Genomic DNA, 13,667 nt, shown 5'->3' with positions numbered 1-13,667 from the left:
GCCCCGCGATGCGTCCAGCCCGCCCCCTGAGAGGTCTCGTCGCGTCGGGGTTTTCCGTCGTGCTCGCCCTGTTGGTCGCGGGTCAGGCGTCGGCGCAGAACGCCAAGGCCGAGGCGCCGATCCCGGGCGCCACCCTCGCGCTGATGGCGGCCAAGGGCACGAGCCCGCAGGCTCCGGTGCTGTTCCGGGCCTACAAGAAGGAATCCGAGATCGAGGTGTGGAAGAAGGGGGCCGGCGGGCGCTTCGTCTACGTCAAGACGTTCCCGATCTGCCGTTGGTCGGGCCAGCTCGGGCCGAAGCGCAAGAGTGGCGACCGGCAGACGCCGGAGGGGTTCTACAGCGTGCCGCAGCGGCAGATGAACCCGAACTCGCACTACTACCTGTCCTTCGACGTCGGCTACCCGAACGCCTACGACCGGGCGCATGGCGGCACCGGCTCGGCGGTGATGGTCCACGGCGTATGCTCGTCGATGGGCTGCTTCGCGATGATGGACAACACCGTGGGCGAGATCTACGCGATCGCCCGCGACGCGCTGAAGGGCGGGCAGTCTGCGTTCCAGTTCCAGTCCTACCCGTTCCGGATGACCGCCGAGAACATGGCGCGCTACCGCACCGACCCGAACATCGCGTTCTGGCGCGAGCTGAAGGCGGGCGCCGACCGGTTCGAGGCCACGGGGGAGGAACTTCAGGTTTCCGTCGTGGGCGGGCGCTACGCCTTCGCGCCCTCGAAGGACTCAGGCAAGGAAGCCGCCGTCGCCACCCGGCGCGCCGCGGAGGAGGCGCGGATCGCCGCCCTCGTCGAGGACGGGGCGGCGGCGATGCGCACCACCTATTCCGACGGCGGCCAGCACGCCTTCTGGGCGGCGCTCGCCGCCAAGGGCACCTCGCTCGGCGAGGTCAGCCGGCCCGAGGCGCTGGCCTATGCCGGGCTGGAGACGGTGGTCATCCCGGCGAGGCGCCGCGCCCCGCCGGTGCCGGAGGCGACCTGGGCCGCCTGGGCCGCGCCAAGCTCGGCCCTGTCGCCGACCCGCATGGCCGGCTTCGTCCCGTCCTTCGAGCGCGGGCCCGATCCCTTCGGCGGCCTCGACGCCCGCTTCGAGGACCGGATCCCGCGCTTCGTCCGCGCCGGCTGGGCGGTCGATCCGGCGGGGCTCGGCCGCAGGGCGACCGGACCGCTCGCGCTCGCCGACCGGCCGTGAAATCCGAAACGCGAGGCGTGGATGGGACTTATCCCATGTGCGGGCTCGCACATCGCAGCCTGCGGGGCCCACCCATCTCAAACTCTGTCAGAGAGCGGCGATGAGGAAACCACCGTCCGCCCACCGCCTCGGTCGCATTGACGCCGGAGCGGAGAACGGTTCCAGATCGAAGTCGATCGGACCATCCGAACGAAAACGACCCGTGATGACGATGTCGAGAAGTCCTGTAACGGACGGCGGTCTCACGCTGCGCTTCTGGGGCGTGCGTGGTTCGACGCCGGTCTGCGGCCCGGAATACGTCGAGTTCGGCGGCAACACCCCGTGCCTCGAGGTGCGCTGCGGCGAGCGACTGTTCGTCGTCGACGCGGGCTCGGGCCTCTATAATTGCGGCCAGCACAACCGCCAGGACCTGCCGAAGGAGGTCGACCTCCTCTTCAGCCACCTGCATCTCGATCACACCGGCGGCCTGCCGTTCTTCAAGCCCGCGGTGTTCGACGCCGAGCGCACGATCAACACCTGGTGCGGCAACCTCGACGGGCAGTCGGCCGAGGACGCGCTCGGCCGCCTGTTCTCGCCGCCGCTCTTCCCGGTGACCCTCGACATCCTCCCGTGCACGCTGAAGCATCACGGCTTCCGCGCGGGCGAGACGCTGACCTTCGCCGACGGTGCGACCGTCGACACGATCCTGCTCAACCATCCCCAGGGCTCGGTCGGCTATCGCTTCGAGCATGGTGGCAAGCGGCTCTGCATCATCAGCGACATCGAGCACACCGACCCGTGGCCGGACGCCGCGCTGATGCGCTTCGTCGAGGGCGCCGACCTGATGGTCTACGACGGGATGTTCACCGACGGCGAATACCCGACCTGCCGCGGCTGGGGTCACTCGACCTGGCAGAAGGGCGTGGAGCTCGCCCAGGCCGCCGGCGTGAAGGCGCTGGCGATCATCCACCTGCACCCGTGCCATTCGGACACGACCCTGCTTTCGGTCGAGGCGGACATGCAGGCTGTGATGCCGACGGCCTACATCGCCCGCGAGCGCCAGCGCGTCGAGGTTGGCGCGACGCCCGCGATCCGCCGCGAGCCGCTGATCCGCATCGCCTGACGGCATCCGGTTCACGCGCTCGCGCGCGGCCGCCGACGCTGAAGGTAGGCGAAGAAGCCGAACAGCGCGACGCCGATGATCACGCCGCTCCAGCCGTAATTCGTGAGCAGCTGTCCGTCGACCGGGTGCCCGATCAGGCCCATCGCCACCAGCAGGCCGAGCGCCGCGATCGCGGCCGAAACGAGCATTCCGAGCGTCATGGGGGCTTCTCGCGGAGCGGTTCCAGGTGGTCGGGTGCGCGACCGCTTCGTTGGCGAGAATGCGCCCCCGCTGCCCCCGTTCCGGGCCGCCCGTTCACGGAGGCGTGCGTGACCGGTCGCGGGCCGCCGCCAGCGCGCCCGCGACGAGGGGGGCGAGGATCGCGTCCGCCGCTTGGGTGATCGCCGGCCCGGCCGCGGCCGGGCTGCCGGCGTCGAAGGGCGGGCGCGGCGCGTATTCCGCCACGAGCTGGCTGGTGCGGGCGTAGTCCGCGCCGCGCAGCCTCGCCGCCAGCGCGAGGGCGAAATCGAGCCCGGCCGAGATGCCGGCCGCGGTTACGCGGTTCCGATCGAACACCACCCGTTCGTCCACCGGCACGGCGCCGAGCAGGGGTAGGACGGCGTCGCGCACGCACCAGTGCGAGGTCGCGCGGTATCCGGCGAGCAAGCCCGCCGCGCCCAGGATCAGCGAGCCGGTGCAGACGCTGGTGACCCAGGCGGCGCGCCCGGCGCGGTCGCGCAGGAAGGCGAGGGTCGCCAAGTCGCGCATCTGGTCGGGCGTGCCGTCGCCCCCGGGCACGAACAGCACGTCGAGGTCGCGCGGGCAGGTCTCGAAATCCGCGGTGGCGACGAGGGCGAGCCCGGTATCGCTCGCGACGGGACCGGCGGCCCGCGCCACGAGATCCAGGCTGCCGGGCGCGAGGCCTGAAAGGATCTCCTGCGGGCCGACCACGTCGAGCGCGGTCATGCCCGGATAGAGCAGCATGGCGATCCGCACCGGCCCGTCCTTCGCGACGGACCTGGGTTCGGTCGCGGCGTGGGCGACGGGGCCTCCGACGAGGGCGGTGGAGGCCAGGGCTGCGGCGACGAAGGCACGGCGATCCACCACTCTGCTCCGGTCCCACGGCGCCCTCGGCGCGTCGCGACGATATGGGGCGCTCCCTGCGAAAGGCGCGGGCTCGCGCCGATCTCCGATCTCTAGGCGGGGTGTTCCCGGTGGCGCCCGGCGCCTATGACGAAGGCCGCCATCCCAGCCGGCCGCTCGCGAGGCCGGCGCGCCAACGCAGAGGCTCGCGCATCGTGAACGCCTATTCCGGTCTCGAACGCCGCTTCGCCCGCCTCGACGCGATCGGTGACGCCGCCGGCATCCTCGGCTGGGATTCCCAGACGTTGATGCCGGACGGCGCCGCCGACGGCCGCGCCGACCAGCTCGCGACCTTGCGCGGCCTCGCCCACGAGATCCTGACCGCACCCGAGACCGCCGACGCGCTCTCCGCCGCCGGCGAGCAGGGGCTCGATCCGTGGCAGGCGGAAAACCTCGCCGAGATGCGCCGCGTCCACGCCCACGCCGCCTCGGTGCCGGGCGACCTCGTCGAGGCGAGTTCGCGCGCGACCTCGAAGGCCGAGATGGTCTGGCGCGAGGCCCGCGCGCAGTCGGATTTCGGCCTGCTGCTGCCGCATCTCTCCGAGGTGCTGCGGCTCCAGCGCGAGATCGGGGCGATCAAGGGGGCGGCGCTCGGGCTCGGGACCTACGACGCGCTGCTCGACGAGTACGATCCCGGCATGCGCCGCGCGACCATCGACCCGCTCTTCGCCGAGCTGCGCACCCGGCTGCCCGGGCTGGTGGCGGCGGCCCGGGAGCGGCAGGCGGGCGAGCCCGCGCCGCTGCCGCTGGACGGCCCGTTCCCGGTGGACGCGCAGAAGCGGATCGGGCTGGCGCTGATGCGGGCGCTCGGGTTCGACTTCACCCGCGGGCGCCTCGACATCAGCCTGCATCCGTTCTGCGGCGGCGCCACGGACGACGTGCGGATCACCACCCGTTACGACGAGGCCGACTTCGGGCGGGCGTTGATGGGCGTGCTGCACGAGACCGGCCATGCGCTCTACGAGCAGGGCCGCCCGGCCGCATGGCGCAACCAGCCCGTCGGCAAGGCGCGCGGCATGAGCCTGCACGAGAGCCAATCGCTGATCGTCGAGATGCAGGCCTGCCGCAGCCGCGAATTCTTCGCGTTCCTGGCGCCCCTGGTGCGGGCGGAGTTCGGCCGCGACGGCGCCGCCTTCACGGCCGAGAACCTCCACCGCCTGCACACGCGGGTCGAGCCCGGCTTCATCCGGGTGGATGCCGACGAGGCGACCTATCCGGCCCACATCCTGCTGCGCTACGACCTCGAATCCGCGCTGATCGCCGGCGACCTCGCACTGGCCGACCTGCCGGGCGCGTTCAACGACGGCATGCGCCGCCTGCTCGGCCTCACCGTTCCGAACGACCGCCTCGGCTGCCTGCAGGACATCCACTGGCCGAGCGGCGCCTGGGGCTACTTCCCGACCTACACCCTCGGGGCGATGGCCGCCGCCCAGCTCTTCGCCGCGGCCAAGCGCGCCGAGCCGGGAATCTTGCCGGGCCTCGCCACGGGCGACTTCGCGCCGCTGCGGGGCTGGCTGCGCACGCACGTCCACGAACACGGCAGCCGGCTCCCCACCGACACGCTGCTCGAGCGGGCGACCGGCTCTCCGCTCGGGACGGAGGCCTACCTCGCCCACCTCGAGGCGCGCTACGGGCGCCCTACAGCGGAATGATGTCCACGGCCGAGCCGAGGCGTGCCTGCGCCAGGTCGGCCACGTGCCGGTGGTGGGTGAACAGGATCGGCTGCACCGTGCCGCCGATCGCTGCCAGCGCTTCGAGGCCGTGCCCGGTGCGCGCGTCGTCGAAGGTCGAGAACAGGTCGTCGCCGATGAACGGCGCCGGCTCTGCCTTGCCCGCGTAATCCTCCAGGTAGGCCAGGCGCAGGGCGAGGTAGAGCTGGTCGCGGGTGCCCTCGCTGAGACCCTGGACGTGGATCGTCTCGCCGCCCGCGCGGCGCGCCACGATCAGCGCCTTGTCGGCCTCGTCGTAATCCTGCGCGAGGCCGGAGAACGCGCCTCCGGTGAGCGCCGCCATGATCCCGCCGGCGCGGGCCAGCAGCGGGTCCTGCTGCCCGGTCCGCTGGCGGGCGATCGCGGTGCCGAGCATCAGGCTCGCGAGCTTCAGGACCGCCCATTGCCGGGCGCTGCCCTGTAGCTCGGCCTCGGCGGCCTTCTTCTGCGCCAGCGCCAGCTCGGCGCCGGTGCCGCCCTCCAGGGCCTCCCGCCGACGCTCGTTCCGGTCGCGCTCGGCGAAGGCCGTCTTGCCGCGCTGGTCGAGGTCCTCGTCCTCCATCGCCAAACGGCGCAGCCCCGCCTCGATCGCGTCCGGATCGATGGCGGCGAGATCCGCGCGCAGCGTCTCCTCGGGGATGCCGTCGGCGGCGCGGGCCAGCTCGGCGCGGCGCGCCTGCGCCTCGGCCCGCAACGCGCGCCGGGCGACGAGGCGCCCGTGCAGGGCCTCGACCACGTCCTGCGCTTCGGCCGAGAGGTCGGGAACCGTGTCGGCGAGAAGCCGCGCGAGCAATGCGAGCGCGTCGTCGCGCGCGCGCATCGCCGCCCCGGCCTCCCGTTCCGCCTCGTCGCGCCGCTTGGCGAGCTCGCGGCGGCGGGTCTCGCTCGCCTGCGCCTCCTGCAGCCGCTTCTGCAGGCTGCGGATGGCGGCGCTCGGCTGGATGTGGGCGAGGTCGGGCGCCAGCTCCGCGATCAGCGGCGTCACCGCGGCCCGGTAGGCCTCCATGTCGCGGCCGATGCCGGCGACCCGCGCGCGGCGGTTCTCGCGCTCGGCGAGCACGTTCGGCACCGCCTGCCAGGCGGCGAGCGCGCGGGTCGCCATCTCGGTCCCGGCCTCGCCGTCGAGCCCGATCGCGCCGACCGCCTCGGCCCAGGCGCTGCGCCAGGCGGCCTGCTTCGTCCTGGCGTCGGATAGGCTCGCCGTGAACCGCGCGATCCCGACCGCGGCGGCGCCGATCCGCGCGTTCGCCTCGCGGGTCGCCTCCCAGCGGGACGCGATGCCTGCGACGCGCTCCTCGATGCGGGCGAGGATCAGCCCCACGTCGAGGCCGGCGAGGTCCGCCAGCTCGGCGCGGGCGGCCAGGTCCAGCAGCGGCGCCCGCGAAGCCTCGATGCGCTCTGTGCGCAGCGCCCGGTCGATGCGCCGCTCGTCGAGGGCGCCCTTGGCCTCGATCAGGGTTTCGGCTTCCCCGAGCCAGGTCGTCATCTCCGCTGGCGTCGCGGCGGCGATGCCGGCCGGGCGCCAGAGGTCGGCCCAGGCGGCCAAGCCCTCGGCGGCCTCGGCTTCGATCTCGGCCAGGATCTCGTCCGCAGCCGCGGACTCGGCCATCTCGGCGTCGAGGCGCTGGCCGTCGGCGGCGTGCTCGGCGACGCGGGCGGCGTCGGCGGCGAGCTCGTCGGCGAGACGGTCGGCGGCCTGGGCCAGGCGCTCGTAGGCTGCGACCTCGCCCGGCGGGCGCCGAACGCCGTCGCTCAGCGCTTCGCGGAGGGGCGCGAAGGCCGCGTCGCGCTCGGCCCGGAGCGCCGACAGGTCGGCGCGGGTCGCGATCGGCCGTCCGGCCTCGCGTTCGCGCAGGCGTGCTTGGCGTGCCGCGACCTGGCGCCTCGCGGCGTCGCGGCGTTCCACGGCCAGCGCGCGCTCGCGCTCCTTGCCGTCGAGCAGGGCTCGGAAGCGGGCGACCGTCTCGACCGTCGGCAGGGGCGCGTCGGCCAGGGCCGCGACGTCGGCGACCGGCGGCGACAGGCGGGCCGCCTGGCCGCGCAGCACCTGCTCGGCGCGCCGCACGGTGGCGTCGAGGGCGTCGCGCTCGACGATCGCGGTGCGGATCGCCACCAGCGGCCGCAACGCCTCGCGGAACGGAGCCGGGTCGACGGGGGTGCCGCCCTCGGCCACGTCGCGCAGCAGGCCCTCGTGCTCGGCGCGGGCCGCGCCGAGGTCGCGCTCCAGGCGGGCGATGGCGGCGGCGTCCTCCTGCCCGTCGCGGATCAGCGCCTCGACCCGGGCGCGCTCGGCGTCCGAGGGTTGGCGCCGCGTCAGCGCCTCCACGTCGGGGAGGCCGACCCGGACGGCGAGCCGGGCGAGTTCGGCGTCGAACTGGTCGGCCTCGCCCTGGATGCGCGGCAGGTCGGCCCCGTTCTTGTCGAAGCGGTCGATCCCGCGAAAACCTTCCAGGATCTCCTCGGCGCGCCCGACGAGCCCGGCGTCGACCGCCACCGCCGCGAAGGCCGCCCGCGCCGCGTCCGCGGCCGCATCGATGCGCACGGCCTCCGCCTGACGGCCGCGGAGCGCCGCGCAGGCTTCGCCCAGGCGCTCGACCCAGGCGTCGGGGACCTCGACCAGATCGGGTTCGGCGCCGTCCCGCGCCGCGAGCGCGTCGATCTCGGCGATCAGCGGGCCGACGCGCCTGAGCCGCGCGAGCCGCGCCTGCTCGGCGGCGATCCGCATGCGCTCGGCCTTGATCGCGTCCAGCGACGCCCCGGCCGCGGCGATGCCCTCGTTGAGCTCGCGCCAGTCGCCGGCGCGCAACCCCGTCTCGCGGATCGCCTTGCGGGCTTCGTCGTAGCGGTCGAACGCCTGGTAGAAGCTGCGGTCCTGGCGCTTGCGCGGTCCGTAGATTCGGTCGGACTCGGCCTCCAGGCTCTTCTGCAGGTCGCTGTAGCCGCGCAGGCCCGAGGCCGCCGCGAACAGGCTGGCGCCGAGCTCGCCTTCGGCCAGCAGCATCTCCCTGGCCCCCTCGCGCAGGCTGTTCGCGTCGAGGCCGAAGGCGCGGCAGAACACCTCGCGGGTCAGGCCCCCGAGGAAGGGGGCGAGCGCCGCCTCCGGCAGGGCGGCGTCGTCGGCGTCGACCAGGGTGTTGCGGTTGCCCTTGCGGCGTCGGAACGCCAGCCGGCCGCCGTCGGCGCTGCCGATCTCGGCGCCGATCCGCAATTGCGGCATCTCGTGGAGGAAGGCGTAGGCCGTGCGCGTCTCGATGCCGAACAGCAGGTCCGTCACCGCGGCGAGCGCCGAGGATTTTCCGGCTTCGTTCGGCCCGAGCACGACGTGCAGGCGCGCGTCCGCACGGAATTCGACCCGCCGCCCGGTGAAGGGTCCGTAGCGTTCGAGGTCGAGGCTCAAGAGGCGCATGGGTGTCTCCGCTCCGCCGAGACCGGGCGCAAGTTCGGTGGGGGCGCCGGGCTCGGCATGCGCGCCAAGCTCGGCATGCGCGCCAGGCTCAGCATGCGCGTTTGGTGAGGCGGCCGAGGATCATCGCCTCGGCCTCGGCGCAGAGGGTGTCGAGGTCGCCGGCCAGGTCGCCGTCCTCGGTCGCCGGCACTTTCGCGGCGATCTCGGCGAGCGCCGCCGTCGCGCGGGCGCGGAACTCGGGGTCGCGGTCGATCTCGGCGAGCAGCGTCGCCGGGTCGATGGCGTCGACGACATTCTCGCGCGGGCCGCCGCTCGGGCGGGCGGTCTCGATCTTCAGCTTCTCCAGCCAGATGTCCTCGTGGACGCGGTCGGCGGCGGCCTGGATCTCCGCGGTGAGGGTTTCGCGGTCGGCCGCGAGCCGGTCGTGGGCGGCGGTGGTCCCGGTGAGGTGCACCCGCACCGCGAGCAGGCGGCCCTCCGCCAGCGCCGCCAGCGGACGCATCGCCGCCTCGACCAGCGCCACCGCCTGCGCCTCGGTCTCGGCCTCGTCGACGGCGACGGAGAGGTTGTGGAACCGGGCGTGGTCGACGATCAGGCGGCGCACGCCCGCCACCTGCCCGTCGGAGACCTCGACGGCGACGGCGCCCTTGGGCCCGCATTCGCGGATGCTGCGGCCCTGGAGGTTGCCGGGGAACAGGATCCAAGGATCCTGCGACAGCTCGGTGTAGTCGTGGATGTGGCCGAGCGCCCAGTAATCGTAGCCGCGCGCCCGCAGGTCCGCGACCGAGCACGGCGCGTAGGTCGCGTGCTGGGCGTGGCCGGTGCAGGAGGTGTGCAGCACCCCGACGTTGAACCAGCCCGGCACGGCGGCCGGGTAGGACAGCGACAGGTTCTCGTCGACCGCCCGGTTCGGAAAGCTCTGGCCGTGCACGGCGACCTTCAGCGCGTCGAGCCGTATGGTCTCCGGCTTCTTGGTCGAGAAGGTGCGGACCGCCTCCGGCAGGGTGATCGCCTTGGTGATCACGCTCTCGGCGTCGTGGTTGCCGCGCACCAGCACCACCGGGATGCCGGCGCGGTCGAGCCGCGCGACCTGGCGGGCGAAGAACAGGCCGATCGAGTGGTCGGCCCATTCGCCGTCGTAGACGTCGCCGGCCACGATCAGGAACGCGACGCGGGCCTCGATTGCGTGGCTGACGAGGTCCTCGAACGCCCGGCGCCCGGCCGAGGCGAAGCGCTGGGCGATCTCGGCATTCCGCGCGCCGAGCCCGGCGAGCGGGCTGCCGAGATGCAGGTCGGCGGCGTGGATGAACGTGAAACGCGTCATGGATTCCAAAGATCTGGAGCGCCGTCTGGAGCGCCCCCTTGCGGCCTCGGTCCGGTCGAGATGGGTTCTGGGCGCTTGCGGCGCACGGCTCAAGGGTGGAGGAGCGTTGCGTCAACAGGGCAACGGGATCGTGGGTCGCGCGTTGGGAGGCGGGCGAAACCCGCCCGGTCCCATCCCGGTCTCGCGCCTGCCCCAGGCTGTCGGAAGAGCGCGGTCAGGAGCACGAACGGCCCGCATGGCGACATCCCAGGTCTCATCCCAAGCCTCATCCCAAGCCTCATCCCAAGCCTCATCCCAGGTCTCATCCCAGGTCTCTTCGGCCCCCCTCGGCCTCGATTCCGTCGCGCCGGCGCCGCTCCGACAGGCGGATGCCGCGGCGGCGTCGCGCAAGGTCGTCAGCTGGAACCTGCTGCGCCGCACCGGCGCGGCGGTCGAGGACGTGGTCGCGCTGATCGAGCAGGAGCGGCCGGACCTGCTGCTGATGCAGGAAGCCACCCGCGAGATCGCCGGGATCACCGAACGGGTCGGCGGGTCCTACGCCTGGGTGCCGCTGCCCGGCCGCATCCACGGGCTGGCGATGTGGTGCCCGACGCCGTGGGCGACGAACCCGGCCGTGGTCACGCTGCCGTCCGGCGCGGTGGTCCACCGGGTCTGCCAGGTGCTCGATTTCGGCGACTTCGGCGTGGCCAACGTACACCTCTCGCACGGCCAGATGCTGAACCGGCTCCAGCTCCGCCGCATCGTCGGCATGCTGCCCGAGCGCTCGGCGATCCTGGGCGACTACAACATCGTCGGGCCGGCGCTGCTGCCGGGCTTCCGCGACGTGGGGCCGCGCCGGCCGACCCATGCCATGGTCGAGATGGTGCCGCTGCGCCTCGACCGATGCCTGGTGCGCGGCCTCGTCTGCCGCGAGCACGCGGTGCTGCCGCGCGGGCCTTCCGACCACCGGCCCATCGTCGTCCACCTCAGCCCGGCCCCGCCCGGCGAGGCCCCGCGCCTTCGCTTCAGAGGTATGGCAGCAGCAGTCGCACGCCTGCGTCGCGCAAACGGACCGGCAAGGCCCGCGCGTCGATCGCCTCCATCGTGAGCGGCGTCTCCATCTTGGCGCGGATGAACGTCTCGAGCTGAGCGGCGAGCGCCGCGTCGTGGATCTCGACGTTGAGCTCGAAGTTCAGGCGGAAGCTGCGCATGTCCCAATTCGCGCTGCCGACGAAGCACCAGGCCCCGTCCACCACCATCGCCTTGGAATGGTCGAAGGGCGGCTCGTCGAGCCAGATCCGCACGCCGTTGCGGATCAGCGGCGCGACGTGCGCCCGCGTCGCCCAATCGATGAAATGGTGGTCGCTGACCCGCGGGATGACGATGTCCACCGTGATCCCGCGCTGGCTCGCGAGGATGAGGGCGTTCATCACCACCTCGTCCGGCAGGAAGTAGGGGGTGACGAAGCGGACCAAGCTGCGGGCGCAGGCCAGCGCCTGGAGGATCACGAACTCGATCTTCTCGACGTCCGCGTCGGGCCCGGAGAGGACGACCCGGGCGATGGAGTCGCCCACGGGTTGCAGGTCCGGGAACCAGTCAGGCCCTTCGAGCACGCCGCCGTCCGCGAAGGCCCAGTCGGCGCTGAAGGCGAGCATCAGCTGCTCGACCACCGGGCCGGCGACGTGGAAGTGCGTGTCGCGGATCGGGTGGTCGGGGCGGGTCCGCAGGCGGTTCGGCTGCGAGATGTTGAGGCCGCCGGTGAAGGCCTCGCGCCCGTCGAGGATCAGCAGCTTCTTGTGGGTGCGCAGGTTCAGGAACGGCATGCGCCAGGGCAAGCCGGAATGCATGAACAGGGCGGCCGGCACCCCCGAAGCCCGCAACCGTCGAAAGGCCGCCGCGCGGAAATAGCCGCCGCCGATGCCGTCGATGATCACCCGCACGGCCACGCCGCGGTCCTGCGCCGCCTTCAGCGCCGCGCAGAAGGTCCGCCCGGTGGGGTCGTCGCGGAAGATGTAGCTCGACAGGGCGATGCTCGACCGCGCCCGGTCGATCGCGCCGAGCATCACCGGGTAGGCGGCGTCGCCGTTGCGAAACAGGCGCAGTGTGTTGCCGGCCAAAGCCGGCAGGCCGGTGATCCGGCGCACCGCCTTGTCCAGCGGCCACATCACCTCGGGGACGATGGCGTCCTCGGTGTTCGGCGCGCCCGGCGCCGCGGAGGGCTTCGACTGGAACTTGCGTGCGCGGCGCTCGACCCGGTTGATCCCGAACAGGAGGTACAGGGCCGTCCCGAACACCGGCGAGAGCCACGCCAGCCCGATCCAGCCGACCGCGACGCTGACCCGGCGCTTGCGCAGGAGCGCATGCACGGTGACGCCGAGCGCCAGCGCGGTCCCGACGACGGCCGCCACGTCGGCTCGCAGGTGGGCGGTGGCTTGCAGCCACCGGATCAACGCGTCTTCCAAAGCCCGTATCCGCTCTCGATGCCCCCGGGGCGATATAAGGGAAACGGGGCGACGCGCGGACGGTGCGCAGGGTTTTTTCGGTGAGTCAGCGTCCGGCGGGAAAGCGGTCCAGCGACGATCGTCGCGGTTCGTTCGCGCTCCGCTCCTACGTCCGTTGCCTGCATGCCGTCGGGGTGATTCATCTCCGTCATCCGACGCCAGATACGGATGGGAGAAAACGATGCCCAAGCCATCGAAACGGACATTCTTGGCCGAAGGCCGTCAGACGCCGGCCGCCGACACGAGCGCGGTGCCCCGCCGTGAGGTCTTCCGCGGCCTCGCGGTGCTAGGCCTCGGATTGGCTGCAGCGCCGACGCAGGCCCGCGAGCCCGCGGCACCATCGATCGAACGCGAGGAGTTCCGGGTCCCGACCGGTGAGGACGGGATCGAACTCTACGTCCGCAACAAGCGTCCGGCCGGGCAATCGCGCTTCGCCGCCGACCGGATCCTGCTCTACGTCCACGGGGCGACCTATCCAGCCTCCACCGCCTTCGATCTTCCGCTCGCTGGGCTATCGATGATGGATTACCTCGCGGGACTCGGGTTCGACGTCTACCTCGTTGATTTGCCCGGCTACGGCTTCTCGAGCCGGCCGAAGCAGATGGACCAGGCAGCCGCGGACAACCCGCCGTTCATGCGCACCGCCGACGCTGCGAAGGCCGTCGGTGTCGCGGTCGACTTCATCCTGAAGCGCCGCGGCGTGGACAAGCTCGACTTGATGGGATGGTCGTGGGGCACCTCGACCATGGGTCTCTACACCACGACCCACAACGACAAGGTCAACCGCCTTGTCCTCTACGCGCCGCAATGGATCGCCAAGGCGCCCCCGAACCTTGGCACGTCCGGGCCACTCGGCGCCTATCGTACCGTCACCCGCGACAGCGCCAGGGACCGCTGGCTCAAGGGCGTCCCGGAGGACAAGCGCGGCGACCTGATCCCGGCGGGCTGGTTCGAGCAGTGGGCGGACGCGACATGGGCCACCGACGCCGTCGGCGCCGCGCTCTCGCCCCCGGTGTTGCGCGCGCCGAACGGCGTCGTCGCGGACTCGCAGGCCTACTGGCAGGCCGGCAAGCCGCTCTACGATCCGGGCGAGATCCGCGTCCCGACCCTGATCATCCACGCGGAATGGGACGCCGACCTGCCGAGCTACCAGGCGCAGGAATACTTCACCAAGCTGACCAACGTCCCCTACAAGCGCTTCGTCGAACTCGGCGAGGGCACGCATACGGTGATCATGGAGAAGAACCGCATGCAGTTCTTCCGCGAGGTCGCCGCCTTCCTGCAGGAGGCCGACCCGCAGGCCCTGAACTGAGAAGACGGGGCGC

The 13,667-nt window shown here is 72.6% G+C and carries 10 protein-coding genes; 5 read left to right on the top strand and 5 right to left on the bottom strand.

Annotated elements, in window-relative coordinates:
• The first annotated feature begins 8 nt into the window (after positions 1-8).
• A complete protein-coding gene (locus FV234_RS04775) occupies positions 9-1,199 on the top strand; it encodes a murein L,D-transpeptidase family protein (protein WP_238273062.1) in 1,191 nt (396 codons plus the stop codon).
• Between the two features lie 205 nt (positions 1,200-1,404).
• Entirely contained in the window at positions 1,405-2,301 is an 897-nt protein-coding gene (locus tag FV234_RS04770) for an MBL fold metallo-hydrolase (protein ID WP_147754333.1), read from the top strand.
• A gap of 11 nt (positions 2,302-2,312) precedes the next feature.
• On the opposite strand, the gene FV234_RS04765 is transcribed toward FV234_RS04770, so the two are convergent.
• Together FV234_RS04765 and FV234_RS04760 are read right to left on the bottom strand one after the other, a co-directional pair.
• A complete protein-coding gene (locus FV234_RS04765; protein ID WP_147764340.1) occupies positions 2,313-2,501 on the bottom strand; it encodes a hypothetical protein in 189 nt (62 codons plus the stop codon).
• A gap of 94 nt (positions 2,502-2,595) precedes the next feature.
• Positions 2,596-3,264, bottom strand: a complete 669-nt coding sequence (locus tag FV234_RS04760) for a DJ-1/PfpI family protein (protein ID WP_147764343.1) — start codon at positions 3,262-3,264, stop codon at positions 2,596-2,598.
• Positions 3,265-3,578: 314 nt separating this feature from the next.
• Between FV234_RS04760 and FV234_RS04755 the strand changes: the two genes are divergently transcribed.
• Positions 3,579-5,075, top strand: a complete 1,497-nt coding sequence (locus tag FV234_RS04755) for a carboxypeptidase M32 (RefSeq protein ID WP_147764339.1) — start codon at positions 3,579-3,581, stop codon at positions 5,073-5,075.
• On the opposite strand, the gene FV234_RS04750 is transcribed toward FV234_RS04755, so the two are convergent.
• Positions 5,062-8,538 (bottom strand): YhaN family protein, encoded by a 3,477-nt coding sequence (locus FV234_RS04750; protein WP_147764338.1) that lies wholly within the window; start codon positions 8,536-8,538, stop codon positions 5,062-5,064. The genes FV234_RS04755 and FV234_RS04750 overlap by 14 nt on opposite strands.
• A gap of 88 nt (positions 8,539-8,626) precedes the next feature.
• A complete protein-coding gene (locus FV234_RS04745) occupies positions 8,627-9,862 on the bottom strand; it encodes a DNA repair exonuclease (protein ID WP_147828235.1) in 1,236 nt (411 codons plus the stop codon).
• A 235-nt stretch (positions 9,863-10,097) separates the two neighbouring features.
• Between FV234_RS04745 and FV234_RS04740 the strand changes: the two genes are divergently transcribed.
• Positions 10,098-10,949, top strand: coding sequence for an endonuclease/exonuclease/phosphatase family protein (locus FV234_RS04740; protein ID WP_246686115.1), 852 nt, complete (start codon positions 10,098-10,100; stop codon positions 10,947-10,949).
• Here FV234_RS04740 and FV234_RS04735 read toward each other — a convergent pair.
• Entirely contained in the window at positions 10,867-12,303 is a 1,437-nt protein-coding gene (locus FV234_RS04735) for a phospholipase D-like domain-containing protein (protein WP_147828234.1), read from the bottom strand. The genes FV234_RS04740 and FV234_RS04735 overlap by 83 nt on opposite strands.
• Positions 12,304-12,523: 220 nt before the next feature.
• Here FV234_RS04735 and FV234_RS04730 point away from each other — a divergent pair, with 220 nt between their 5' ends.
• Positions 12,524-13,654, top strand: a complete 1,131-nt coding sequence (locus FV234_RS04730) for an alpha/beta fold hydrolase (RefSeq protein WP_147764335.1) — start codon at positions 12,524-12,526, stop codon at positions 13,652-13,654.
• The last annotated feature ends 13 nt before the right edge of the window (positions 13,655-13,667 follow it).

Source organism: Methylobacterium sp. WL8 (assembly GCF_008040045.1).
Classification (GTDB): Bacteria; Pseudomonadota; Alphaproteobacteria; order Rhizobiales; family Beijerinckiaceae; genus Methylobacterium; species Methylobacterium cerastii.
The sequence above is the reverse complement of the archived record's forward strand: the minus strand, read 5'-3'. Positions and strand labels throughout refer to the sequence as shown.